The sequence below is a fragment of the Paenibacillus sp. 11B genome (assembly GCF_030487755.1).
Classification (GTDB): domain Bacteria; phylum Bacillota; class Bacilli; order Paenibacillales; family Paenibacillaceae; genus Paenibacillus; species Paenibacillus vandeheii.
Genome location: NZ_JAUKNS010000008.1, coordinates 270,436 through 294,297, shown reverse-complemented (window position 1 = coordinate 294,297; position 23,862 = coordinate 270,436). Strand labels below are relative to the sequence as shown.

The following is a 23,862-nucleotide window of genomic DNA, read 5'->3' as shown; positions in this document are numbered from 1 at the left end:
AAAGAAATATAGTTGACTTAAGGGAATGGTACAAGAATGATTTGTGTTTCAGAGAATCGGCTGACATCCTATAACATAATATGCACGCTGCGTACATTCGTCCTTGGTCCGGCATTCGCCGGACACCCAGCATACACTGGGTCGTGAATACAGGAAGGTTATAGGAAATCAGCGCAAGAAAACTCTTTTTTCAGGAGGAATCGTTCTAATGAATAGCATTTTTGAACAAAATCATACAAATGAAATTATTGTCCGTATCAAACAATTACGTCCAGATTCACAACCGAGTTGGGGAAAAATGAATGTCGCGCAAATGTTAGCTCATTGCTCATCTTTTCAGGAAATAGCGATGGGGAACTCTTCTTCATCAAGAAGCTGGCTTGGGTTAGTTATAGGAAAGTTTGTAAAACCCATGGTCTATAACGATAAGCCACTTCCAAAGAATATGTCCACAATTCCCAATATCATGATTGTAGATGAAAGATACTTTGATGTGGAAAAAGAAACATTAATACAAAATATAATTACGTTTCAAAATAATGGACCTGAGAAATGTACAACCCGACCACATCCTTTTTTTGGTAAACTTTCTCCTGAAGAATGGGGCAAGTGCATATATAAACATCTAGATCATCATTTAAAACAGTTTGGCGTATAGTTAATGAAATAAGCTATTCAGAGTAGGTGCTGACATCCTATAACAATATGTTCACTCTTTGTAGGGCGGGCCCCCTCGCTCCCGGAAGAAAAGTCGAAGGTGTAATTACCGGGACACATCCGCACCAAAAAGAGATTAGTGAATTTGAAAAGTTTATTTGGATTGAAGATCCTGAAGGTCGACTGATCGAGCTTTTGGAAAAATAACGTGAGTTGTAATTTAGCTGTATTATCGACTAAATGCAAGGAAGTGAGTGAGAAGCTTGCACAGATCACAGGAGTGATCGTGCAGGCTTTTTTTATTTAAATGAGGGTCATCCACAAAAAAAAAAGTTGAAAGCGTTTTATAACTGTGATACTATTTTATCAAGATAATAATTTATTATTCGTACAATAAAAATACATTGTTGAAAGAAGAGAAAGGAGACCAAAGTGATGGAGATTGAGAATCGTCAGTATCTTGAGAGATTTTTTCCGATTGCTTCATTTATCGCGGCAATTATAGGACCTAAATGTGAAGTCGTCGTACATGATATCAGTGATCCGGAGCACTCTATTGTTTTTATTGAGAACGGATATATTAGTGGCCGTGAAGTAGGCGATGCATCCACTGACCTTGTCTTGAGAATCCTCAAATCAGAAGCTTATCATGAGGAACAGTATATAGCCAACTACAAAGCATCAGGCAAATTCGGTCAGAGTTTCCGATCGTCTACCTACTATATAAAGAATGATCAGAATAAGCTGGTTGGCCTGCTCTGCCTGAATATTGACGTATCTCATATGGAAGTAGCGGCTGAATGGGTTCAACATATTTTACAAGGAGGACCTAACCCGTATGTAATGCCTGCTGCTGCTGCTGAAAAGTCGAAAGAAGAAAAGCAAACAACGGAGTACCTGCAAGGAAATGCAGATGATCTGCTGCAACATATGATAACTTCTGTCATTGGCAAATTAAAAATTCCGCCGGAACGTTTGTCATCGCAGGAGAAGATTGAAGTTGTCCGCGAATTAAACGAGCTTGGAGTTTTCTTACTGAAAGGCGGCGTTTCACAGGTAGCAGCTTCTTTATCAATATCTGAACCTACGGTATATCGCTATTTACAAAAGCTGAAATAAACAGAAATCTAGATGGAAAACAAGAAGGTGAGATCATGAGCTATAACTTTGATCAAGTGATTAGCAGAATAGGCACCAATAGCGCGAAATGGGACGGGGTAGTGAACAGCTTGGGGGATGATATGATCGTTCTCTCTGTTGCGGATATGGATATACAAGCGCCTCCTCAAGTCGTGAATAAGGTGAGCGAGATGGCGCGGCACGGAATCTACGGATATACCGATGCGTTCCCTCCGTATTATAAGGTCGTACAACATTGGCTTGATAAAGCTTACAGATGGGATGTACCTCAAGAATGGATTGTGTTCTGCCCGCGGATTGTACAGGCCGTATCGATTATAATCGAGAGATTCACAGAACCTGGTGACCGAATTTTGATGCATACTCCGGCATATCAACCTATCGCTAATGCTGTTGAAATCAACGATAGAAAACTCGTAGAGAGTCGGCTGGTACTTAGTAATGGACGATATGAAATCGATTTTGATGAAATGGAACGCCAAATGAGTGCAGGGGTCAAGATTGTTCTGTTAATCTCTCCACATAATCCGACTGGGCGTGTATGGACAAAGGTGGAATTGGAACGTATAGCCGAGCTCTGCATTCGTTATGATGCATTGCTCGTATCGGATGACATTCATGCCGATTTTATTCACGAAGGACATGAGCATACGATTATCGCGAAATTATCAGAGCAGATTGCGGAGCGTTCCATTATTTGCACTTCGCCAGGTAAAACCTTTAACTTAGCAAGTCTTGAAATCGCTAACATTGTTATCCCAAACAAGCAGTTAAGAGATCAGTTTCAACATGGGTTACGCCAAGCTGGCATTCATAATCCTACTTTTTTTGCCATCCCTGCTTTGGATGTCGCATATACGGAGTGTGATGATTGGCTTAACGAGCTTCGATCTTATATTACGGATAATATTTCATTTACAGAAGATTTTTTTACTGAACATATGCCTGAACTAAAAATCGTGAGAGCGGAAGGAACCTACCTTCTGTGGGTAGATTGTACTGCCCTTAGCAGAAACGAAAGCGATTTAATTGAATGGATTCAAAATAAAAGCCGTGTTAGCGTAAGCTTTGGTTCATCCTTTGGCGTGGATGGTGAAGGTTTTATTCGCCTGAATCTTGGTGCTCCCAGGGCGCTATTGCAAGAGGCTTTTGAGCGAATGGCCAGCAATTACCCTTTAAGTAACAGATAACTTCTTACATCATCGATAGGGGGAACCTTACAATGGCTATGCCAAATAAGGAAAAGACGGTAAAGCAACCAACTCTGTTATTAGCTTTATTACCGATTGTTACTATGATTTTGCTGTTATGTTTAGGATATGTTTTATTCGAATTGCCGCCTGAGCCGTTAATCATTATATCCACAGTGGTTGCCGGAATCATCGCCATCAAGCTGGGTTACAACTATGATGACATTATGGGTTCCATCGCGCAAAAAATCGCAAAGACCATGCCGGCTATCTTGATACTGATTACTGTCGGATTTATGATTGGCGCCTGGATGATCGGCGGTACGATACCGATGATGATCTATTACGGACTTGATATTATTAATCCGCAATTTTTGCTGATTACGGCATTCATTGTCACTTCCATTGTCTCCTTATGTACAGGTACTTCTTGGGGATCGGCAGGTACAATCGGGATAGCATTTATGGGGGTAGGAGCTGGCCTTGATGCGAATCTAGCTGCTGTTGCAGGTGCAGTCGTAGCAGGGGCCTATTTTGGAGACAAGCTGTCCCCGTTATCAGATACAACAAATTTGGCAGCGCTGTCAACTGGCGTTAACCTGTATGAACATATTGGTCATGTGCTCTATACGACAGTACCATCCTTTATCGTAGCAGGAACGGTCTACTTGATCACTGGTTTTAATAGCGGTGGCTCGGATGTGGCAATTCCTGAGAAGGTTATTACGATTATGGATACTTTAAGTACAGTGTTCAACTGGAATTTACTATTACTGCTTCCGGTACTGATCGTATTGTACGGGTCGATTCGCAAAAAGCCTACCATACCGGTGATGCTGATTTCCTCTTTTGTAGCGTTGGCGAACGGTATGATCTTTCAAGGGTTTACACTGCATGATGTAATTACTTCCGTCATTAACGGCTTCGATGTAGCTATGGTTCACATTCAAGGCTTTGATGCAGCTGCTGTGATTCCGGATATTCCTCGCCTTTTGAATCGCGGTGGTATGAACTCTATGATGGGTACATTGTTGATTTGTTTCTGTGCCATTACATTTGCTGGTGTAATATCGCTTACGAAGTCTCTGGAATTGATTGTAGATAAGATCCTCAAGTATGTGCATTCGACGGGCTCGCTGATCCTGGCAACAATTGCCACTGGTTTGACAATGATCGGTGTAACAAGCAATGGTCAGGTATCGATCTTGATGCCTGGTGAAATGTTACGTGAGGCTTATATCCGCCGCGGTTTGCATCCGAAGAACCTGGGCCGGACAATTGAGGACTCTGCTTCCATTGTCGAACCAATCCTGCCATGGACTGCAGCAGGGGCTTATATGGCTGGTACGCTTGGCGTCGCAACCCTTTCATATTTGCCTTGGGCAATCTTATGTTGGACAGGTATTATCTTCGCGACGATCTGGGGCTTCACAGGCTTTGGAATCACCAAGCTGACTCCAGAGCAGCAGCAGGAAATGCTCAAGGAATATGATGATGCAAAAGCAGCTAAATCATTATAAGAGGGGGGATGACACCCCTCGCTTGTAAAAACAGAGAAAAACAAAGCGCATTAATGCGTGGATAAAGGGAGAGAATTTCTATGACAAAACAAGAGAGAAAAACAATCGCAACTTCAAACGCTCCAAGTGCTATCGGTCCTTACTCACAGGCTGTACAATTTGGGAATATGATTATTACTTCCGGGCAGCTTGGAATGAATGCTGCAGGAGAGTTTCCGGATTCTGTATCGGAGCAGACGAAGCAATCGCTAACTAATGTGAAGGCAATTTTGGAAGCGGCAGATTATGCCATGGAGCATGTAGTGAAAACGACGGTATTTCTAAAAGACATGAACGATTTCCAAACTGTTAATGAAGTCTATGCCACCTTCTTTGCGGAGCCTTATCCGGCACGTAGCGCCGTTGAGGTTGCGAAGCTGCCGAAGGGCGGACTTGTGGAGATTGAAGTTATCGCGGTAAAATAACTAGTATTCGATGAGCCTCCGGGAAACCGGGGGCTTTTTTATCGGACAGATTGTCAAACCAATTGCGACAATTTCTCTGAGCGATTCTCCAGCCCAAACATTTTCGTGGTCTATGATCAACTTGAGCAAGGTGGGTGCCTTTCGGGAAAAACTACTGCCTGATACCCTGCGCGAAGCGGCCCGCTTAGTCGGCGCTAGTGAGTTTCGCATATATTTACAGATCATGTTTCCACTAAAAGCTTGATCAGACTTTCACATTTCAAAATAGTAAAAGCTTATGAGAAGTGGAAAAAATCGCGTGTTGATATTATAACAGAACTCGTGTCGCGGCTTGTTTAATTGACGCCAAAATATTACAATATTATGATATGATCATTGCTAAACATAAATTTTGGCTCCAAATGAAGAGAGCAAGGGGAGGTGCTGTAATGCCAAAATTAAAAGATATCGCAGAACGTGTAGGCGTATCCATATCAACGGTTTCGCGCGCGATCAGCAATGATACCAATCGACCGGTCAATGAAGGGACAAAGCGGAAAATTAGGGAAGCTGCTCTTGAGTTGGGATACAATTTGGATGAATCCTCCAAATCCATTGGCAAAGAGATTACCTCAGCCAAACGGATAGCTTGTATCGTGCCACAGGTTTTGATGGACGATCATCCGTATTTTTCACAGGTACTGACAGGCTTTCACGTTAAAATGACGGAAATGGGGCTGCCTCCAGCAATTGTCCGCACTTGCGAAGAACTTAGTGACACCGAACGGATCAAGATGATGCTTCAGGAAACAGGTACTCAAGGTATAGTCGCAATTAGCTGGTACGATCAAAAATTGTTTGAGCTGCTTGAGAAAGAGAATATCACTGTACTGGGTGTGAGTCTCAATGACGAAAGGCTTACTGTACCGGTCGTTGACTGTGACCGAATATATTCTGCCCGCACAGCAGTCCGTCATTTGATCGAGCAAGGCCATACCCGTATTGGATTTATAGGAGGCCCCGCATATTCGGAACAAATAGAGAGCGAAGAAAGGTATGTCGGTTATAAATTTGCCATGCTGGAAGCAAACCTGAATCTGAATGAACATTGGATTATCAACACCAACTGGAATGTGAATCTCAGCTACAGCAGACTGACAGAGCTCCTGACCGAGACGCCCAAGTCTGATTGGCCGACGGCAATTTTTTGTGCAAGTGATATGCTCGCTATTCCTGCCATGCGGGCAGTGGTTGAACAAAATGGCCGTATTCCGCAAGACATAGCCTTCGTGGGCATGGATAATATTTCTATGGCGCAATATACGACACCACCTCTGACGTCCGTGCAAGTTCCAAAATATGAAATCGGCAAAGTGGCAGCACAATTAATTAACGATTATCTGGAAGGACGTTATTCATCTCTCCATAAAGTTTTGTTGCCCAGCACCCTTATTGTGAGGGAATCCTCTGTTTATGATCGTACAAATGACTAGTTAGTTGTGTGATATTATATTACATATGAATCTAGATAACTTTAATATAAAACCTACGAGGAATGCATCCGCGTGGGTTTTTCTTGTTTTTTAGCCAAAAAATGATCCAAATAAAGCCAAAAAAATGTTTGACAACTGTCGATGGGCTATATTATGATGTATGAAATTAAGCGTTTGGATTTATTTTCTATGTTTTTGGATTTAGCCAGCAGCTAAGATTATCGCATAAACTAAATTATTGATTACGCTTACATTCCCCTATAAATAAGTATTTATATAAAATATACAAGAATCCTCTAAAACTCATTAATCTATTATCCAAACTGATATCTACTAATTTACATAAAATAAACTCCAAAATATAACCAAGTGTATATCCAAATATATATCCAAATTGACATCCAAATTCAGATCCAATTTCACATCCCAAAAATCCCTTTGCATTAGATAATGAAGTCATCTCTTAACGCTATTCACTCACTTTGTGTAACAATTTCTAACATATAAGTACTTTAAATCAATCTTAGAAATCAAGGAAGAAAGGTGGGTACTGCTTCGAACAGCGTAAGGACGACGGTGGTTTAACACAAAGACATTTTACCAGGCAGGATTGTAGTGACAATTTCCAGGGGGGATGTTCATGGCCAATACAACTGTACAACCTGCAATGAATGCAGTACATGAAAAGAAGAGAAGAAAACGTCAAAAGTGGAACCCCATTTTACGAAATTGGCAGCTCTATTTGTTAATTTCGCCAGTTGTCGCTTATTACATTGTCTTTCAGTACTTGCCGATGTATGGCATTCAAATCGCTTTTAAGGATTTCATTGCAACGAAGGGAATCTGGGGAAGCCCCTGGGTCGGGTTTGAACATTTTGAACGTTTTTTTCATAGTTATTTCTTCTGGAGATTAATTAGAAATACGCTTGGACTTGGGTTGTACAGCTTGGCGGTAGGTTTTCCAGTCCCTATCATTTTGGCGCTCCTGATGAATGAGGTAAGGGCGGAAAAATTCAAAAAGTTTGTTCAGACCATAACCTATGCGCCGCACTTTCTATCAACTGTCGTAGTCGTAGGCATGATGATGATGTTTTTATCGCCGCGATACGGAATCATTAATCATTTCATTGGTATGTTTGGCGGTACTCCCATTAATTTCTTGTCTGAGCCTTCTTGGTTCAAGACCTTGTTTGTGATGTCGGATGTATGGCAGACCATGGGCTGGAGCTCGATTATTTATTTGGCGGCATTAGCCGGCGTGGACTCTCAGCTTCATGAAGCAGCGCGTGTGGATGGGGCAACCCGGTTGCAGCGAATATGGCATATTAATATACCAAGTATTATGCCGACAATTATCATTTTGTTCATTTTAAATATCGGAAGCATCATGGGTATTGGTTTCGAGAAAGTCCTGCTGATGCAGAACACACTGAATTTAGAAACCTCGGACATTATCTCTACCTACGTCTACCGGAGCGGGATACAAGATGCTGAATACAGCTTCTCGGCGGCGATTGGTCTGTTTAACTCCATCATCAATTTCATCTTATTAGTCACTGTTAACCAGATCTCAAAACGTATGAGTGAAACGAGCCTATGGTAAGGGAGTTGCTGATGCATGCTTGTTGAATCTAGAGGAGATCGTATTTTTAATATAGTTAACCATTTTTTGTTAATTATAATTACGCTCATTGTTATCTACCCGCTTGTTTTTGTGTTAAGTGCTTCGTTCAGCGATCCGCAGGCCGTCCTGCGCGGGGAGATGTTCCTATGGCCCAAGGGGATCAATCTCCATTCTTATGAGAAGATTTTTCAGAACAAAGATATCCTCAGAGGTTATACCAATACACTGATCTATACGTCAGTGGGGACGCTGATTAATCTCGTCATGACGATTCTGGCGGCATATCCGCTATCTCGAAAGGATTTTATAGGCCGCAATGCCATCATGGCCCTGTTTGTTTTCACGATGTTCTTCAGTGGCGGATTAATTCCAACTTATATGCTAATCAAAAACCTTGGCATGTTAAACACATTGTGGGTCATGATCATTCCGAATGCCGTTTCGATCTGGAACATCATCATTATGCGGACATTCTTCCAGCAATCGATTCCACATGAGTTGCATGAGGCGGCGACAATTGATGGCTGCTCCAATATTCAAACGTTAACCCGGATTATACTGCCATTATCCATGCCCATTATAGCGGTGACGATTCTGTTCTATGCTGTTGGGCACTGGAACGCCTTCTTTAACGCAATGTTGTATCTGTCAGACAAGAACAAATTTCCACTTCAACTCATTTTGCGGGAGATTCTGATTCAAGGCCAGACGAACGATATGGTCAAAATGTCAACCGAGTCTGCGATTAAGCAGCAAAGGGAAGTGGAAGGCATCAAGTATGCTGTACTTGTCGTTGCCAACATACCGGTGCTTATGCTTTATCCTTTCCTGCAAAGATATTTTGTTAAAGGCGTAATGATTGGTGCCATTAAAGGATAATTCCTTGTATGGATATATCGATGGGACAAAGGGAGGAATAAGAATGACGCTCAAAAAGTGGGGGAGTATCGCTCTAGTTTGTATGATGTCCGTATCGATGCTGGCCGGGTGCAGTTCCAAGGATGCGGCTGATTCATCGGGAAGTACCAAGGATAAAGGAGCTACCAATGACAAAGTCAATGCGAGTGGATTTCCGATTGTAAATGACACCATTAAAGTGAGCGGATTTGCCGGAAAGTTTTTTGCCAATGCGGACTGGAACGATCTCAGACTCTGGAAAGAGTATGAGAAGATGTCAAATGTTCATATCCAGTGGGATACGGTGCAGAAGGATAATTTGAAGGAAAAACGCAATCTCCTGCTGGCAGGCGGCGCTTACCCCGAGCTGTTCTACGCCTCGGCGTTTTCCAGATCGGATCTGCTGAAATACGGCAAGCAGGGCGCATTCATTCCTCTAAATGATCTGATCGACCAATACGCGCCTAACTTTAAGGCTCTAATGGAGAAGTATCCGGTTATTGGCAAAGGGATTACGATGCCGGATGGTAACATATATGGGCTGCCAACCTTGTATGATCCGGAATTCAAGTCGGTTCTGTACGGAACACCTTGGGTGAAGCAAGAGTGGCTTGATAAATTAGGTTTGCAGGAACCGCAGACATTAGATGACTTCTATAATATGTTGAAAGCATTTAAAGAAAAGGACCCGAACGGCAACGGGCAGAAGGACGAGATTGCCTGGGGCGGTGTGGGAACGGCTGGTGTGGTGAACTACCTGAGAGGTTCATTTGGGGTGAATAATCATGGAACCTCCAACATTAACATTGATACAGATCCTCAGACGGATAAAGTACGCTTTATTCCAACCGATCCCCATTACAAGGAGCTGTTACAGTTCGTGAATAAGCTCTACAAGGACGGATTGCTTGAGCAGGACATTGTATCTGTTAAGAGTACCGAGGTGGATGCTAAAGGAATGGAAAGCCTGATCGGAGTCGTTGATAATGTCGATCCGGTTGCGATATACAATCAGCAAGGTTATGTTGGCATGCCAGTACTGAAGGGTCCTCATGGCGATCAGACCTACAACGCCTATGGTTCTCCACTCGGTAATATCGGGATGTTTGTACTGACAGATAAAGCCCAGAATCCAGAGGCCATGATCCGCTGGATGGATTATTTCTACAGCGATGAGGGCATCAAAACGTTCTTCATGGGCTGGAAAGATGAGACGTATAAAGAAGACGCAGACGGTAACGTAGACTATGTCGACAATATCAAAAACAACCCGGATGGCCTTAATCTGGACCAGGCGGTAGGTCAATACCTGATTTGGCCGGGTGGATACTACCCTGGGTTTGTGAAGCAGAAATACTTCAAGGGTGCTGAAGGTCTGCCAACTTCGATTGAAAATGCGAAAAAAGCAGAGTCTCACATCTTACCACAAGATCAAATTTGGCCTCCGTTTAATTTCACACAGGAAGAACAGCGGGATCTGACCACTTTCCAGACGGATATTGAAACGTATGTAGATGAAATGCGTGACAAATTCATTACTGGTAATGAATCCTTTGACAATTGGGATCAGTATGTGGCAGCTCTTCAAAAGATGGGCGTAGAACGATATGTAGCCATCTATCAATCAGCAGCAGACCGTTATACCCAAGCGGATTAGAAGGTCATCCGTAGATTTCAGATCATAAAGGAGCGAATAAATATGAGTCAACTGAAAGCAGTCCTGATTGGAGCAGGTGCGAGGGGAGCGGGTGGCTATGCACCCTATGCACTTGATTATCCGCACGAGCTTACCTTCATTGCAGTTGCCGAAGCCGATCCAGTGAGGAGAGCAAGATTTGCTGAGAAGTACGGGATTCCGCCGGAACATTGTTATGAGTCTTGGGAGCCCCTGTTGGCTGAACCTAAGCTGGCTGATATTGCGGTTATTTGTACACAGGACAGAATGCATTATGGCCCAACCATGCAGGCTTTAGATAAGAAGTATCATGTCATGCTGGAGAAGCCGATGTCACCTGATCCGAAGGAATGTCTTGAGATGGAACAAGCGGCGAGAGATAATGACCGGCTACTCACGATCTGCCATGTGCTGCGTTACACACCGTTCTGGAATACAATCAAGAAGGTGATACAAGAAGGACGTATCGGAGAAATTGTCTCCATTCAGTTGAATGAGAATGTGGGTTACTGGCATATTGCCCACAGCTTCGTGCGAGGAAATTGGAATAATTCCAACACATCCAGCCCGATGATCCTGTCCAAGTCATGCCATGATATGGACGTATTATCCTGGCTCGTGGATCAACCTTGCCTCAAGGTCAGTTCGTTCGGATCTCTTAAACATTTTCATGAAGGCAATGCACCCGAAGGTTCCACTGACCGATGCTTGGATTGTGCCATAGAACCAACCTGCGCGTATTCTGCACCAAGATTTTATTTGAGTGACCAGTTCAGGGGTTGGGCAGGGCATTTTACACAGGAGCTGACGAAACCGAATATCATACAGGGCTTGCGTGATACCGATTACGGCCGGTGTGTATACCGGAGTGACAATAATGTGGTAGATCATCAGGTCGTGAATATGGAATTTGAAGGTGGAGCTACGGCCATGTTCAGTATGTGCGGCTTTACATTTGAGCAGGAACGTAGAATCCAGATCATGGGGACTAAAGGAGAACTTCGTGGTGAGGAAGATCAAATCACCGTGTACGACTTTTTGACACATCAAAAAACAGAAATCACAATCCCTTCTCAAACCAGTGGCCATGGTGGGGGAGACAGCGGCATTGTGAGGAATTTTCTGGATGAGGTGCGTCACTATAACGGCCAGGAGAGCCTGACATCGGCTGCAGCTTCCGTCCGGAGCCATCTGATCGCATTCGCAGCTGAAAAGTCGCGGCTGAACGGGGGCGAGTCTATCGATCTGAATGAATATGCCCGTCAGCTTATGGTGAAGGAAGAGCTATCTAAATAATCAGCAGTGTATCGAAAAGCTGCCCCTCAAGGTATGAATATATTTTGAGGGATAGCTTTTTTGTTCGTTTGGGGGCGACTATCATGAGAAGGATACCGATCATGTTGTGTCGGCAGTCTTCTCGGCTAACGGGCAGGATAGCACAATAATTTCGCGAATATTCCACGTGTGGAGTGTTTATCGAAGTACGTGAATAAGAGTTATCGGAAACATCCGTAATGCGAGAAAACAAATCTAAATACCAATATCCTCTAGGAGGCAGAGTTATGTTTTATCGAAGAAAGTTTTATATCGTTAGTAATGACTTTGTAGAAATATTTAACAAGCACTTCAATGAAACCAACCTACCTAATCAGTTAAAGAATGGAGCACGACTTGTTGGTAGGTGGATGGCTAAACATTCAGAGAAAACAACTGAAATATTTGCTATCTGGGAATATGATAGCTATGAAAAATATGAAGAAATAGAACGAAATGTTAGAGGTGATAAAGAACACAATAAGAAGATAATTGATTGGTACGAACGATATGGCGGTAGAGATCATGTATACAAGGAATACCTTTTTGAAGTAAGAAACGAGGAGTTAATTACTACACTGTCTGAGGAGAACGGACATTTTAGGACAATAGTATAGAACAATTAAAAAATCAGAGATACAGTAAAGTGATAAACACTTGAGAGTTATTCGAGAAGTCGGATGCATCCGATAACAAAATGTTCACGCATCAGGGGACAAGCCCCTCGGTCTGGCCGAGGTATATCGGGGAAGCTGAGGCAGCCAGACACATCCGCACCGACTAAGTGCATCACGCCTAGTAGCTTCGCTGCCTTAAGTCGGTGGGACGTCGTGAACACAACAATGTTAGATGAAATCATTGCAGAGCGTAACCAACTTTAAGAACAAAGATAGGGGAGGGGTGCATGATGTCTATAACTATTCGAACTGAAAATATAAGTGATTATCTTCAAGTCCACAATGTCAATTTCATTGCTTTTGGAAATCGAGAAGATGAAGCAAGATTAGTTGAACGAATAAGAGCAACTCGTAATTTTGTTCCGCAACTTTCGATTGTTGCTGAAGAACATGGAAAAGTAGTAGGACATCTATTAATGAGCAAAGCCGAAATTATTGAAGGTGAGAAACGACATGAGGTAATTGTTTTAGCACCTATTGCCGTCAGACCTGATTATCAAAGACAAGGTATAGGTAAACAATTAATTCAAGAAGGAATAACGAGATGTAAAGAACTTGGTTATTACATTGTATTACTAATAGGACACCCATCATACTATCCCAAATTTGGATTCAAATCAGCTCGACAATATGGTTTGGAATTAAATCAGTTTGAAGTTTCAGATGAAGTATTCATGGTATGTGAATTGAAAGAAGATGAATTATTGAATATTAAAGGCGAATTGAAATATCCAAGTGTATTTTTTGAATAATTCAAGAGGGCATTAACACCATATTACTGCTGCGGGCCATTCAGCCCTGGGTCTGTCAGAAGCATTTTCAAAGAGGATTAAACAGGCAGACACATCGATCCCCCTAAGATAAGAGTTATCTAAGGGGGATCTACTTCGTGAATACAAGAACGTTATACGACAGATCGGCTCCAAAGACTTGTAAGTGATTTAACCGCAACGTCCTGTTGCTAGATGTTCCACATAATTCTGAAAGGGGATTCTAAAATGTATCTTTCTGAATTAGAAGTGGGTATTTTATCAAAAGACCAAATACATAAAATTTTGTTTGGAGATATTAGTAATGATGGAAAATGTTGAGATTGCGTGTTTGTTCCTTCAGGTAACACAAGTAATGAGATCCATTCCGCTAACATAGTAGACTTGGAAAACTCCATGCCACAGAAGTTCGTCGGTAATCTGAGTAACTTTGCGAATTACTTCTTGTGTAATATACTTAGTATACTAATATTATGATGTCAGGGTGGTTTTGTGGAATTGCATTTATACGAGCAGATATATATCTATATTGTACAAGAGATTAAAGAAGGTCGATTAAAAGAAGGAGACCGAGTCTCTTCTGAAAAAGAGTTGGCTGAAAAATTTGGCGTCAGTCGTATTACATCTAAAAAGGCTCTGGAGAAATTGGCAGATTCTGGGGTTATCAAACGAATGCAAGGAAAAGGTTCATTTGTGGCCGATGGTATAATTGGAGGACAAGAACCGAAGCAATATTCAGAGGTAAGAACGACCTTGGTTCCTGAGGATGACAAGCGGTTGATCGGGTTTATTATACCGAATTTTTCTGACGAGTTTGGCCTACAACTTCTTAGATCGATGGAAAAGCGGAGTGCTGAGCATAATTATCAACTCATTATCAAGCGAACTTGCGGGGATCGGGATGAGGAAAAACGCGCGATCGACTTATTTATTGGTTTAGGCATCAAAGGATTAATCGTGACCCCCATTCATGGTCAACACTATAATTCAGAGCTGCTTCGACTTGTATTAGATCGGTTTCCAATTGTTTTGGTCGATAGATATCTAAAAGGAATTCCGGTTTGTTCGGTATACACAGACAATAAGAAAGCAGCCATGGATCTTACGCGCCATCTGATTAGCAAAGGTCATAAAAAAATTGCCTTTTTATCTCCGCCGGAAGAGAACACTTCAACATTGGAGGAAAGGCTGCTCGGATATACGTTGGCCTTCACCCAAGAAGGAATGAATTTGAACAAAGATTATGTATTGACGAACTTGAAGGGCACCCTTCCCATGAACATAAACGGAACAGCGATTGAAAGTGATAAAGAAACAGTAAAGCATTTTTTGAAACAACACCCTGATGTAAAGGCGTTTGTCGCGTCGGAATTTCTAATAGCTACCATGCTGGCTCAGGTCATCCACTCGATGGGGAAATCTCTGGAGGAATTCGAGATTGTTTGTTTCGACTCCCTGAACGATCACCTGGGCCAACCCATCTTCACTCATATTAAGCAGGATGAGAAGCAGATGGGTGAATTGGCAGTGGATATGCTAATCTCTCAGTTGCATGGAACAGCAGTTCCCGAGCTGAACATTATTGAACATCGTATGGTCGTGAAAAATAACAGGTAGGGTTAGTACAAGTGCAGCTCAACAAAAGCAAGGATATTGTCAAAGTGTCGAGAAGTCCCCAGGGGCTTATCGGCACTTTTTTTGATATCAGAAATATAAACTTCGAAGCAAGGACCTTCCTGATATCGCAAGAAAAACTTCTTCTAGACGAGGTCTGTCTTCTGTGAAGTATGTCGCTAGACATTTTTCTTATGGTAAAGCTTGTTTTACATCGGGGAAGTGGTTGCGAGACCGGAGATTAACGAACCTCGAAGCGTCTATTTATATCTAATTATAGCCATACAGGCATGAACATTTATGTCGTAATATTGCAATTGACACTCTTCATGATGTCATATTAATATACTTAGTATAACTAGTGGGTTTCTATAACACATTCACTTCGTTCATGATTTTCTGTTTTTAATGATTCATATCATCAATCTTGTTAGCGCTTACATAAATTATGGATTTATCAGAAAATGAAGTGGATTTTATAGGAATTCAAGTTAAACTAATTCATTTAACTTAAGGGGGACTTTGAATGAGGAGATCCAAAAAATTCGCGTTTCCAATTCTTGCTTACTTTCTGGCTATGTTACTTCTTCTAACCGCTTGCTCAACGAAGGAAGGCTCAGGCGATCAGGCCGGAGAGGGGAAAACAACGGTTACGATGTGGCATGGTCTTACCTCAATTGATTTAGATAATTTGAATAAAGTTGTAAAGGCATTTGAGGAGAAAAACCCTACCATCAAAATGAAATTAGTTTATACAGAATCCAGCGAGGGATCCGATCAGAAGCTGCTGACTGCAGTCGCAGGCGGCAATCCTCCTGACGTTGCACTTTTCGACCGGTTTAAGGTCGGTACTTGGGCTGCGCAAGGTTCTCTAACTGACTTATCCTCGATGGCAGCAGAATCCGGAATTCGTAAGGAAATGTATTATCCATTTGCTTGGGAGGAGTCCAGTTATCAAGGAAAGCTTTATGCAATGCCGATGGATACGGACTCTCGCCTGCTATTTTACAATAAGGATCATTTCACAGAAGTAGGGCTGGATCCCAACAAACCACCACAAACGATCGCCGAGCTTGAAGCCGCCGCCGAGAAGTTAACCATCAAGGAAGGTAAACGTTTCAAACGGATCGGGTTCATTCCATGGTATTCGCAGGGCTGGCTGTATACTTGGGGATGGGCATTTGGAGGAGAATTCCAGGACGCTGCCACTGGCAAAATTACTGCAAATGATCCTAAAGTCGTTGAAGCGCTACAATGGATGACCGACTTCGGCAAAAAATACAATGTCGAGGATATTGCCGGATTCACAAGCGCAGCTGGCACGGAGGAAATGGATCCGTTCATTTCCGGTCAAGTCAGCATGAAGATAAGTGGAAACTTTACGGTGAAGGGTATCGAAAAATTTAAGCCAGATCTAAATTACGGCGTTGCACCGATACCGACTCCAACAGGAGCGGATTTTACGACATGGTCAGGCGGCGGCTCCGCTATTATTCCTAAAGGCGCCAAGAACGTCGCTGCTGCCTGGAAATTCCTCGAATTCTTAGGGGAAGAAGAAGGGCAAACGTTATTAAACGCTGACTCTCAAATTTCCGTTATCGATTCGGTTAACGACAAATATGGTTACAAGGACGATCCGATTATGAAAGAATTTATCAATATTTTACCCAATTCACATAACCGCCCGGTTATTCCTGAAGGACAACTGCTGTGGAATGAGTTAGCTTCCGCAACGGAAAAGGCTACCCGTGGTAACGGTACTCCGAAAGAGAACCTGGATAGAGTAACAGAGACTGTTAATAAGGCTTTAGAAAAATACGACAAATAGGGTGCTCGGTAGGCAGGGAGCGAACTCTCTCCTTGCCTACTAAAGAATGACAAATGGAAGGAGAATGCACATGGCGAAACTAGCCGATTCAGTTCAAGTAAACGCAATTCCATCGGCAAGGAAACGAGCACTCCACAGAACTAACGTGATTGGGTGGCTGTTTGCTTCACCTTGGGCTATAGGGCTGCTATGCTTTTATGCAATTCCGATGCTAATGTCCATCTACTTCAGCTTCACTACTTACAGCATTCTGCAGCCTGGTGAATTTGTCGGAATGAATAATTATAGAGAGCTTTTTCATGATCCTCTGTTTTGGAAATCCATATACAACACGATTTATTTTACCGTATTTTTTGTTCCCTTAAGTATATTTTTCGGTGTGGCACTCGCTATGATGTTGAATATGAAGGTCAAGGGGATGGCTATATTCAGAACGATCTTTTTCTTGCCTACACTTGTTCCACAAGTGGCTTTGGCTGTTCTGTGGATGTGGTTGTTACATCCAAACTTCGGATTGGTGAACGGGATGTTAGCGCATATCGGTATCGATGGGCCTTCTTGGCTTGGCGGTGAGTCGTGGTCCAAGCCCTCTCTCATTCTGATGTCGCTTTGGGGTATTGGGCAAGCTGTCGTTATCTACCTTGCTGGATTAGGAGACATCCCTGATGAGTACTATGAAGCGGCGCAAATCGATGGAGCTAACTGGTTTCAGAAGACGAGAAAGGTAACCCTGCCTTTGCTCACTCCCGTTATTTTCTACAACCTTGTCATGGGAATGATCGGTGCATTCCAACAGTTTACTCTTCCCTATACGTTGACCAAAGGGCAAGGAACTCCTGCAAATTCCATGACTTTTTACGTCATGTATTTATATGAGAACGGTTTCAGGTATTTCAAAATGGGTTATGCCTCCGCAATGGCTTGGATCTTATTTATTATCGTTATGGCATTAACCGGAATTATTTTTATTACGTCTAAACGCTGGGTTCATTATCAAGGGAAATAAGGAGGAGGAAGTAAGGGATGAATCCTATCGCTATCAAAAGAATCAATCGAGTGTTAGCCTATTTATGTCTAATTGTTGCTTCTGCATTTTTCTTGATTCCGTTCATTTGGCTGCTTTCGACTTCTCTTAAACCACTCACACAAATCTTTACATTCCCACCAGAGTGGATCCCGCATCCCATTCTGTGGAGTAATTATTCCCGTGCCGTTGAGTATATCCCTTTCTGGACATATCTGAAAAACACGGCGATTATAACCATCGTTAGTACGCTGGGTGTGATCATATCCTGTCCCTTGGTTGCATATAGTTTTGCCAAGTTAGAGTACCGTGGGAGAGGTATACTTTTCTTTGTTACCCTCGCTGTGATGATGATTCCCGGACAGGTGACGATGATTCCTCTATTCCTGTTGTTTACTAAATTAGGTTGGGTAGGAACATCTCTTCCACTGATTGTACCCCAATTTTTTGGAGTGCCAATTTACATTTTTCTGTTGAGACAGTTTTTCATGGGACTGCCTGATGCCCTGCGCGAAGCGGCCCGCTTAGACGGCGCTAGTGAGTTCCGCATATATTTACAGATCATGTTTCCACTAGCCAAATCCGCCGTTTTAGCCGTGGCATTGTTTCAATTTATGGGGAGCTGGACTGATTTCATGGGCCCCTTGCTCTATTTAACCAATGAACCATCTTACACAGTTTCGCTAGGATTGCAGCAATTTCAGAGTCAAAAGGGATCCGAATGGGGTCTATTAATGGCCGTATCCACCTTGATGACATTACCTATTATTGTTTTGTTCTTTTTTCTTCAAAAGACGTTTATTAGCGGCATTACATTTAGCGGTATAAAAGGTTGAACATCATAACGATGGATAGGTCTGTTTGAAAAAAAAGTTAATAAGCAAATAGGCAGCGCTGTGTAAAGCAGAAGCTGCCTTTTTGCGTACCAATGCATTCTGCATAATAATGAGGCTCGCGGCAGATGGAACGTTAGTTTATCGCTCTCTGGACGACTCATAAGAAGCAACATGTAGGAGATGGAGGATTAACCCTCTCTTCGTCTAATAATATATATGGAAACATTAAGCGAATTCGTAGATTTGCTCCTACACAGGAAATGGGTGGATTCGTAGAAAAGGAGTCTCTTAAATGATTAATATTCAAGATATTCTGCCTCATAGGTATCCATTTTTGTTAATTGATAAAGTACTGGAAGTCGAAAAAAACAAATGGGCTAAGGGATATAAAAATGTTTCAAATAATGAGTGGTATATGAATGAACGGAATGCTGTTATTCCTAGTACATTGATAATAGAGGCTTTGGCTCAGTTAGGTGCTTTTGCAGTCATTTCAGAAGAGAATGGTGTAGGATTTCTTTCTTCACTTAAAGGAATTGAAGTGATTGGGCAAGCATTTTCGGGAGATCGGATAGATTTATACTATGAGATCATTAAAAACAAGCGTGGATTTGTAGTGGGAAGAGGAGTAGCCTCGGTAGGAAATCAAGTAATTATAAATGCAGAAGAAATCATGATATATTTACAACCTACTATTAAGTAATCCGAAGAACACAACAACTTGTGATAACAGAGGATTCATGCTATGAGCTGACGCCCTTGGTACCGGCCAGAGGTAATTCAGGTAAGCAGAATCTGCCGGACACATCTGACTTTGTCGGATGTCATGAATACAAGAACCTTATAAGAAATCACTCTAAATAATATAAATGACTAATTGTATGTTGCAATTTGTTTCTATACTTTTATAAAAATTAGTTTTACTAAAAAAATTTAGGGGATGATTATGTTGCAGATCAGAGAAGCTACGATTAATGACGCTGAAAGAATTGCAAAAGTACATGTGGATAGTTGGAGAAGTACATACGAGGGTATTATTCCAGAGGAATTCTTAACCAATCTATCATATAAACAAAGAACTGAATTATGGATTAAAAATATCGGAAAAACAGACAATTTTGTGATATTAGCAGAGAACACAGAAGGGGAAATCATTGGATTTGCTGATTGTTGGAAGAGAGAGACAAATACGGTGCCCGACTCAGGTGATTTGACTTCAATTTACATACTTAAGGAATATCAAGGGACAGGATTAGGGAAGGAATTACTTAAAAGTATGTTTTTTCGATTCAATTCATTGGGTTATCAGAAGATATTTGTTAATGTTCTAGAGGATAACAAGGCACGCTATTTTTATGAGTATTATGGTGCTAACTTGTGTAAATCAGTTCAAATAAAAATTGGAGGAAAAGTCCTTAATGAATTAATTTATGAATGGAATAACATTGATGGAGTGTTAGCGAGGTTAACTAAAACTAATTGGTAATTTGGTTGAACAGAGAGAGGGAATGGTACAAATGGATCAGCAGGAGTATGGGCGCTATTTGTTAGCACTGAGCGGAGAAGAAATAGAACCAGATGATGATATGGAGGTCGAAGCAGATCATCTCTACGGCTTTTTTCAAGGGTTCATGCCATCTGGAACAGGAGTGGAACGTGTGTTTGAGCCCATTCCGGACGGCCAACGTTTTTTGGATAGAATACGTCCGATCTATGAGATGTTGAATCCTGAGGATTTCGCCGGCGAATATGTGCCAGGTTATTTCAACGGTGGAAATGAGGATGCTTCCGAAGGAACGTTGCGTGGTCTGGGGGAGGAGCTGATTAAAAGATTGAAGAGCTTGTTCTCCATAGTGCCCGAGAAAGATGTAGAGGCGGACTCAGCGAAGGAAGCAATCCGGGCTTTGGCATGTGTAAAGGAGGTCGTCGTATTGCCGCCGGGTGAAATTGGCAAGTTACAGCAAAGACTGATTCAAGGCACGGATGAAGAAGATAGTGAAGTCGTTTACGAAGCACTCGGAGAGCTCATCCGTTCACGTAGCGATTACAGCGAAAATATCGAGCTATTGAGCGAAGCGTACTATTCCATCGCTTGCGATTATTGGGTAGCCTATTATTTACAATGGCCCCGCTATCAAGGTTTACAGGAAGCGGATGACTGCCTGTATCCTTACTTTGAGCTATACCGTTATGGCTATAATCTTCATTGGAGTCAAAATAAGCTATTTATCGGCAGACGTTAATACCACTACAATTGTTTTGACCGAACTTCTAAAAAGGATACGAAGCAATGGGGAGGATGTTCATTGTCAGTTAGAACACCAAGGTATTAGCACAATTCAGTGATTTACAGGCCAGCTTAGACTTAGCAAAAACAACAATGTGATCTGAAAGGTACTGCCAATTTTAATGATAAGGGTGATTAATGTGGAACGAGGACTCATTATATTTTTGAACGGAACGTCAAGCTCGGGGAAGACGAGCATCGCGGTGGAATTGAAAAATCAGGGAGAGATTCCATTTCACCATCTATCTGTAGATCAATTTTTCCAAAATTATGATCATTTCATCGATACTACATATCCAGATATGAAACCAACAAGAGAATTGGAAGCCAATGTGATGTCAGATATCCTTTTTGACCCAATTGGCTCATTGTACTATGCAACCATTAAACTGTTTTCGGAGTTGGGTTTGAATGTCATCGTGGATACCGTCATCAGTAATGACAAGTGGTTTAATGGTTTTTATGATTTGCTTTCGGATTATCCGATATTGTTTGTAGGCGTACACTGCTCAAAGGAAGAACTCACCAGAAGAGAGCAAAGCAGGGGAGATCGAGCGATTGGACTCGCCCATTCCCAGTTCGACTACATATACTCCTATGATGAATATGATCTGGAAGTGAACACGGAAGAGCTTAGCTCAGCTGCATGTGCGGAAAAGATATTAAGTTATATAAATTCCGAACAGGAATACTCGGCATTTAAGAAATTAAGTAGAAGAGAGATTAGTGTTTCATAGAACATGGATGCCTCAGATCACACCCTACGCATAGAGACTATTGCCTATTTGATCCTGAGCCAGGTTAGAAATGAACTCATAGATATGACTTCTGTTACGTGGAAGAATTCCCACCTCGTCCTGCCTGTTGTCGATTCGCTTTAAATATTAAATAATCCTGTACGAATATATATAAATTTACAATTCAAAAGGCTTAATGGCCGTGGTGTAGAAGCTGCTAAATGAATCGACTCACTCCTAGATACACTTAGTCCAATCTATTGTTCCAAATTTATATGGCAAGCTTTTTACTATGGAGAGGGTTTTGAGATTTCTGATAAAGGTAAAATCGGTGATACTAATTTTTTTGTAACTCCTCAGCGTTTACTAAGTCTAACCATTTTGTTTATACAACCTCTTTTAAAGCTGTACGCAAGTAATTATGAATAAAAGCTACACAGAAACTCTGACTTTTCAAAAGTTAAAGAGTTTCTTTTCTTTAGAGATTAAAGTTGGTTTGATAGAATTAATGCCAATATTACCGTTAGGAGGTTTATATGAAAAAAACGGGAAGCATAAAAATGATTCTGAGTGGTGCTATAATTCTAGTCTTATTATTAATAGTCGGTTTTTATGTATTCTTACAGTTCAAATACAATTCTCTTGAAGCAAGCCTAAAAGAACACCTTATAAATGTCGAGGGATATAAAGAAGAAGAAATTGTTAGTATAGAGGCTAAGTTAAGCTCTATGCCTAAATATCCTGTATACGTTGTATTTTCAGATGATCCAGAAACTAAATATATCTTTACGGATGGAGATGGTGAGGTTCCGAAGTGGCATCAATTAGATCCTAAAACTCCTCAACGTTTAAAAAAAAGCGAAGAATAATTATTCAGTTTGATAAAGCAACGGAAGGTTATCTGATTCCTTATGGAATGGAGAAGAACCTTCCTTTTTTATTTGACAGATTGTCAAACCAAGTGCGACAGTTCCTCTGTGAAAGATTCGTGAGCGGTTCTCCAACCCAAGCATTTTCGTGGTCTGTGGTTTATTAGATCTAGTGAATTGGCAAGATCTTCATCCTCAACTTGAGCGAGATCGGTGCCTTTCGGGAAAAACTCTCGAAGCAATCCATTCGCATTCTCATTGGAACCGCGTTGCCAAGACGAATATGGATCAGCAAAATAAACGTGCAGGTCATGGCTTGTTTCCAGATTGGCATAGCATGCAAACTCCTTTCCCCGGTCAGCCGTGGCGGTGAGGAAAGTGCCTGTGGGATACTGTGAGATGGCTACACCAAGCGCAATTTCCATAGACAAAGCGGTGCGATCAGGCATGAGAATGGCGGTATATAGACGGGTTTTGCGTTCAATGAGCGTGGCTATGCATCCCTTACTTTTCCCACGACCTGATACGACGGTATCCAGTTCCCAGTGCCCAAACGTTTCACGAGAACGAACCTCTTGGGGACGATCCGAAATGGATCTGCCAATGGCAAATTTACCGCGATTTTCTGCGGGTTTCTGACGCTTTCCTTTGTGCCGGAGAGCCTGTAACGTGCCTTGAACCAGTCGACCTGCGTAGATCCAGCGATAGATCGTTTTGAAGGATACTGCTGGCAAGCCTTCGGTACGGAAGCGTTGATTGATCTGTTCCGGAGACCACGTTGCCTTCAGTTTTTCCTCCAGTGAAGCAGCTAAGGTGTCTGACCATTTACCTGAAGAGACAGAGGATTGACGACGCTTCTCATAAGCGTTCTGAGCGTGTTCTGCCTGATAGGGATACGATGAATTAGCACGATCTAGTTCACGGCAAATCGTGGACGAATGCCTCCCCAGTTCTTTTGCAATAGCTCTTGAGCTTTTGCCTTGTCTGTGGAGGATTTCTAGCTTGCTGCGTTCGATTATGCTAAGATGTGAATAACTCATGGACTGATTCTCCTTGTGTGAATGCTGGTGTGGTAACTTTCATTCTACACGAATCAGGCTATGAGCCATTTTTTTATTTCAGTAGGGTGTCGCACTTCATATTACAATCCGTCATTTCAAATTCTCGGTGAAACGATAACTAGTTGAAATAGAGGGTAGTTTCCCGAATGCATGAAAGTGCTATTCTCAAAGAAGACTCTGGTCAATTCAATTAAAATGTCTCCTGT

22 protein-coding genes and 1 pseudogene are annotated in these 23,862 nt (G+C 41.9%); 22 read left to right on the top strand and 1 reads right to left on the bottom strand.

Annotated elements, in window-relative coordinates; translation table 11 throughout:
- Positions 1-208: 208 nt before the first annotated feature.
- From Q0V21_RS28810 to Q0V21_RS28705, 22 genes and pseudogenes are all read left to right on the top strand, one after another.
- A complete protein-coding gene (locus tag Q0V21_RS28810; RefSeq protein ID WP_301881795.1) occupies positions 209-658 on the top strand; it encodes a DUF1569 domain-containing protein in 450 nt (149 codons plus the stop codon).
- Positions 659-783: 125 nt separating this feature from the next.
- Positions 784-864 (top strand): annotated as a pseudogene (locus tag Q0V21_RS28805) (VOC family protein); the annotation flags it as partial.
- Positions 865-1,092: 228 nt separating this feature from the next.
- On the top strand, positions 1,093-1,776 hold the full coding sequence (locus Q0V21_RS28800; RefSeq protein ID WP_301881794.1) for a helix-turn-helix transcriptional regulator: 684 nt from the start codon (positions 1,093-1,095) through the stop codon (positions 1,774-1,776).
- 35 nt (positions 1,777-1,811) lie between these two features.
- The gene (locus tag Q0V21_RS28795; protein ID WP_301881793.1) at positions 1,812-2,987 is read left to right on the top strand and encodes a MalY/PatB family protein; all 1,176 of its coding nucleotides are present in this window, start codon (positions 1,812-1,814) and stop codon (positions 2,985-2,987) included.
- A 32-nt stretch (positions 2,988-3,019) separates the two neighbouring features.
- Positions 3,020-4,507: a Na+/H+ antiporter NhaC gene (gene nhaC, locus Q0V21_RS28790; protein WP_301881790.1), complete on the top strand. Its 1,488-nt coding sequence runs from the start codon at positions 3,020-3,022 to the stop codon at positions 4,505-4,507.
- A gap of 80 nt (positions 4,508-4,587) precedes the next feature.
- Positions 4,588-4,971, top strand: coding sequence for a RidA family protein (locus Q0V21_RS28785; protein WP_079346636.1), 384 nt, complete (start codon positions 4,588-4,590; stop codon positions 4,969-4,971).
- Positions 4,972-5,399: 428 nt separating this feature from the next.
- Positions 5,400-6,443: a LacI family DNA-binding transcriptional regulator gene (locus Q0V21_RS28780; RefSeq protein ID WP_301881789.1), complete on the top strand. Its 1,044-nt coding sequence runs from the start codon at positions 5,400-5,402 to the stop codon at positions 6,441-6,443.
- 640 nt (positions 6,444-7,083) lie between these two features.
- Positions 7,084-8,046, top strand: a complete 963-nt coding sequence (locus Q0V21_RS28775) for an ABC transporter permease (protein WP_301881788.1) — start codon at positions 7,084-7,086, stop codon at positions 8,044-8,046.
- A gap of 15 nt (positions 8,047-8,061) precedes the next feature.
- Positions 8,062-8,946, top strand: a complete 885-nt coding sequence (locus Q0V21_RS28770; protein ID WP_024633886.1) for a carbohydrate ABC transporter permease — start codon at positions 8,062-8,064, stop codon at positions 8,944-8,946.
- Positions 8,947-8,989: 43 nt separating this feature from the next.
- Positions 8,990-10,621, top strand: a complete 1,632-nt coding sequence (locus Q0V21_RS28765; RefSeq protein WP_301881787.1) for a type 2 periplasmic-binding domain-containing protein — start codon at positions 8,990-8,992, stop codon at positions 10,619-10,621.
- Positions 10,622-10,663: 42 nt separating this feature from the next.
- Positions 10,664-11,935, top strand: a complete 1,272-nt coding sequence (locus Q0V21_RS28760) for a Gfo/Idh/MocA family protein (RefSeq protein ID WP_301881786.1) — start codon at positions 10,664-10,666, stop codon at positions 11,933-11,935.
- A 266-nt stretch (positions 11,936-12,201) separates the two neighbouring features.
- Positions 12,202-12,570 (top strand): NIPSNAP family protein, encoded by a 369-nt coding sequence (locus tag Q0V21_RS28755; RefSeq protein ID WP_301881785.1) that lies wholly within the window; start codon positions 12,202-12,204, stop codon positions 12,568-12,570.
- Between the two features lie 287 nt (positions 12,571-12,857).
- A complete protein-coding gene (locus tag Q0V21_RS28750) occupies positions 12,858-13,382 on the top strand; it encodes a GNAT family N-acetyltransferase (RefSeq protein ID WP_301881784.1) in 525 nt (174 codons plus the stop codon).
- A gap of 510 nt (positions 13,383-13,892) precedes the next feature.
- On the top strand, positions 13,893-15,017 hold the full coding sequence (locus Q0V21_RS28745; RefSeq protein ID WP_301881783.1) for a GntR family transcriptional regulator: 1,125 nt from the start codon (positions 13,893-13,895) through the stop codon (positions 15,015-15,017).
- 523 nt (positions 15,018-15,540) lie between these two features.
- On the top strand, positions 15,541-16,842 hold the full coding sequence (locus Q0V21_RS28740; protein WP_301245133.1) for an ABC transporter substrate-binding protein: 1,302 nt from the start codon (positions 15,541-15,543) through the stop codon (positions 16,840-16,842).
- A gap of 70 nt (positions 16,843-16,912) precedes the next feature.
- Positions 16,913-17,848, top strand: coding sequence for a carbohydrate ABC transporter permease (locus Q0V21_RS28735; RefSeq protein ID WP_301881781.1), 936 nt, complete (start codon positions 16,913-16,915; stop codon positions 17,846-17,848).
- Between the two features lie 17 nt (positions 17,849-17,865).
- Positions 17,866-18,702, top strand: coding sequence for a carbohydrate ABC transporter permease (locus Q0V21_RS28730; protein WP_301881780.1), 837 nt, complete (start codon positions 17,866-17,868; stop codon positions 18,700-18,702).
- A gap of 292 nt (positions 18,703-18,994) precedes the next feature.
- The gene (locus Q0V21_RS28725; RefSeq protein ID WP_301881778.1) at positions 18,995-19,405 is read left to right on the top strand and encodes an ApeP family dehydratase; all 411 of its coding nucleotides are present in this window, start codon (positions 18,995-18,997) and stop codon (positions 19,403-19,405) included.
- Between the two features lie 246 nt (positions 19,406-19,651).
- A complete protein-coding gene (locus Q0V21_RS28720) occupies positions 19,652-20,188 on the top strand; it encodes a GNAT family N-acetyltransferase (protein WP_301881830.1) in 537 nt (178 codons plus the stop codon).
- A 31-nt stretch (positions 20,189-20,219) separates the two neighbouring features.
- Complete coding sequence (locus tag Q0V21_RS28715) at positions 20,220-20,945, top strand: hypothetical protein (protein WP_301881776.1); 726 nt, start codon at positions 20,220-20,222, stop codon at positions 20,943-20,945.
- A 184-nt stretch (positions 20,946-21,129) separates the two neighbouring features.
- Complete coding sequence (locus tag Q0V21_RS28710; RefSeq protein ID WP_301881775.1) at positions 21,130-21,726, top strand: chloramphenicol phosphotransferase CPT family protein; 597 nt, start codon at positions 21,130-21,132, stop codon at positions 21,724-21,726.
- Positions 21,727-22,262: 536 nt separating this feature from the next.
- Positions 22,263-22,595, top strand: a complete 333-nt coding sequence (locus Q0V21_RS28705) for a DUF3139 domain-containing protein (protein ID WP_301881774.1) — start codon at positions 22,263-22,265, stop codon at positions 22,593-22,595.
- Positions 22,596-22,678: 83 nt separating this feature from the next.
- Here Q0V21_RS28705 and Q0V21_RS28700 read toward each other — a convergent pair whose 3' ends face one another.
- A complete protein-coding gene (locus Q0V21_RS28700; RefSeq protein ID WP_301881772.1) occupies positions 22,679-23,635 on the bottom strand; it encodes an IS30 family transposase in 957 nt (318 codons plus the stop codon).
- Between the last annotated feature and the right edge of the window lie 227 nt (positions 23,636-23,862).

Bases quoted from the DNA above. Each gene is read 5' to 3' on its own strand.
- Q0V21_RS28810 (WP_301881795.1), top strand. From the start codon at position 209: ATGAATAGCATTTTTGAACAAAATCATACAAATGAAATTATTGTCCGT.
- Q0V21_RS28800 (WP_301881794.1), top strand. From the start codon at position 1,093: ATGGAGATTGAGAATCGTCAGTATCTTGAGAGATTTTTTCCGATTGCT.
- Q0V21_RS28795 (WP_301881793.1), top strand. From the start codon at position 1,812: ATGAGCTATAACTTTGATCAAGTGATTAGCAGAATAGGCACCAATAGC.
- nhaC (WP_301881790.1), top strand. From the start codon at position 3,020: ATGGCTATGCCAAATAAGGAAAAGACGGTAAAGCAACCAACTCTGTTA.
- Q0V21_RS28785 (WP_079346636.1), top strand. From the start codon at position 4,588: ATGACAAAACAAGAGAGAAAAACAATCGCAACTTCAAACGCTCCAAGT.
- Q0V21_RS28780 (WP_301881789.1), top strand. From the start codon at position 5,400: ATGCCAAAATTAAAAGATATCGCAGAACGTGTAGGCGTATCCATATCA.
- Q0V21_RS28775 (WP_301881788.1), top strand. From the start codon at position 7,084: ATGGCCAATACAACTGTACAACCTGCAATGAATGCAGTACATGAAAAG.
- Q0V21_RS28770 (WP_024633886.1), top strand. From the start codon at position 8,062: ATGCTTGTTGAATCTAGAGGAGATCGTATTTTTAATATAGTTAACCAT.
- Q0V21_RS28765 (WP_301881787.1), top strand. From the start codon at position 8,990: ATGACGCTCAAAAAGTGGGGGAGTATCGCTCTAGTTTGTATGATGTCC.
- Q0V21_RS28760 (WP_301881786.1), top strand. From the start codon at position 10,664: ATGAGTCAACTGAAAGCAGTCCTGATTGGAGCAGGTGCGAGGGGAGCG.
- Q0V21_RS28755 (WP_301881785.1), top strand. From the start codon at position 12,202: ATGTTTTATCGAAGAAAGTTTTATATCGTTAGTAATGACTTTGTAGAA.
- Q0V21_RS28750 (WP_301881784.1), top strand. From the start codon at position 12,858: ATGATGTCTATAACTATTCGAACTGAAAATATAAGTGATTATCTTCAA.
- Q0V21_RS28740 (WP_301245133.1), top strand. From the start codon at position 15,541: ATGAGGAGATCCAAAAAATTCGCGTTTCCAATTCTTGCTTACTTTCTG.
- Q0V21_RS28735 (WP_301881781.1), top strand. From the start codon at position 16,913: ATGGCGAAACTAGCCGATTCAGTTCAAGTAAACGCAATTCCATCGGCA.
- Q0V21_RS28730 (WP_301881780.1), top strand. From the start codon at position 17,866: ATGAATCCTATCGCTATCAAAAGAATCAATCGAGTGTTAGCCTATTTA.
- Q0V21_RS28725 (WP_301881778.1), top strand. From the start codon at position 18,995: ATGATTAATATTCAAGATATTCTGCCTCATAGGTATCCATTTTTGTTA.
- Q0V21_RS28715 (WP_301881776.1), top strand. From the start codon at position 20,220: ATGGATCAGCAGGAGTATGGGCGCTATTTGTTAGCACTGAGCGGAGAA.
- Q0V21_RS28705 (WP_301881774.1), top strand. From the start codon at position 22,263: ATGAAAAAAACGGGAAGCATAAAAATGATTCTGAGTGGTGCTATAATT.
- Q0V21_RS28700 (WP_301881772.1), bottom strand. From the start codon at position 23,635: ATGAGTTATTCACATCTTAGCATAATCGAACGCAGCAAGCTAGAAATC.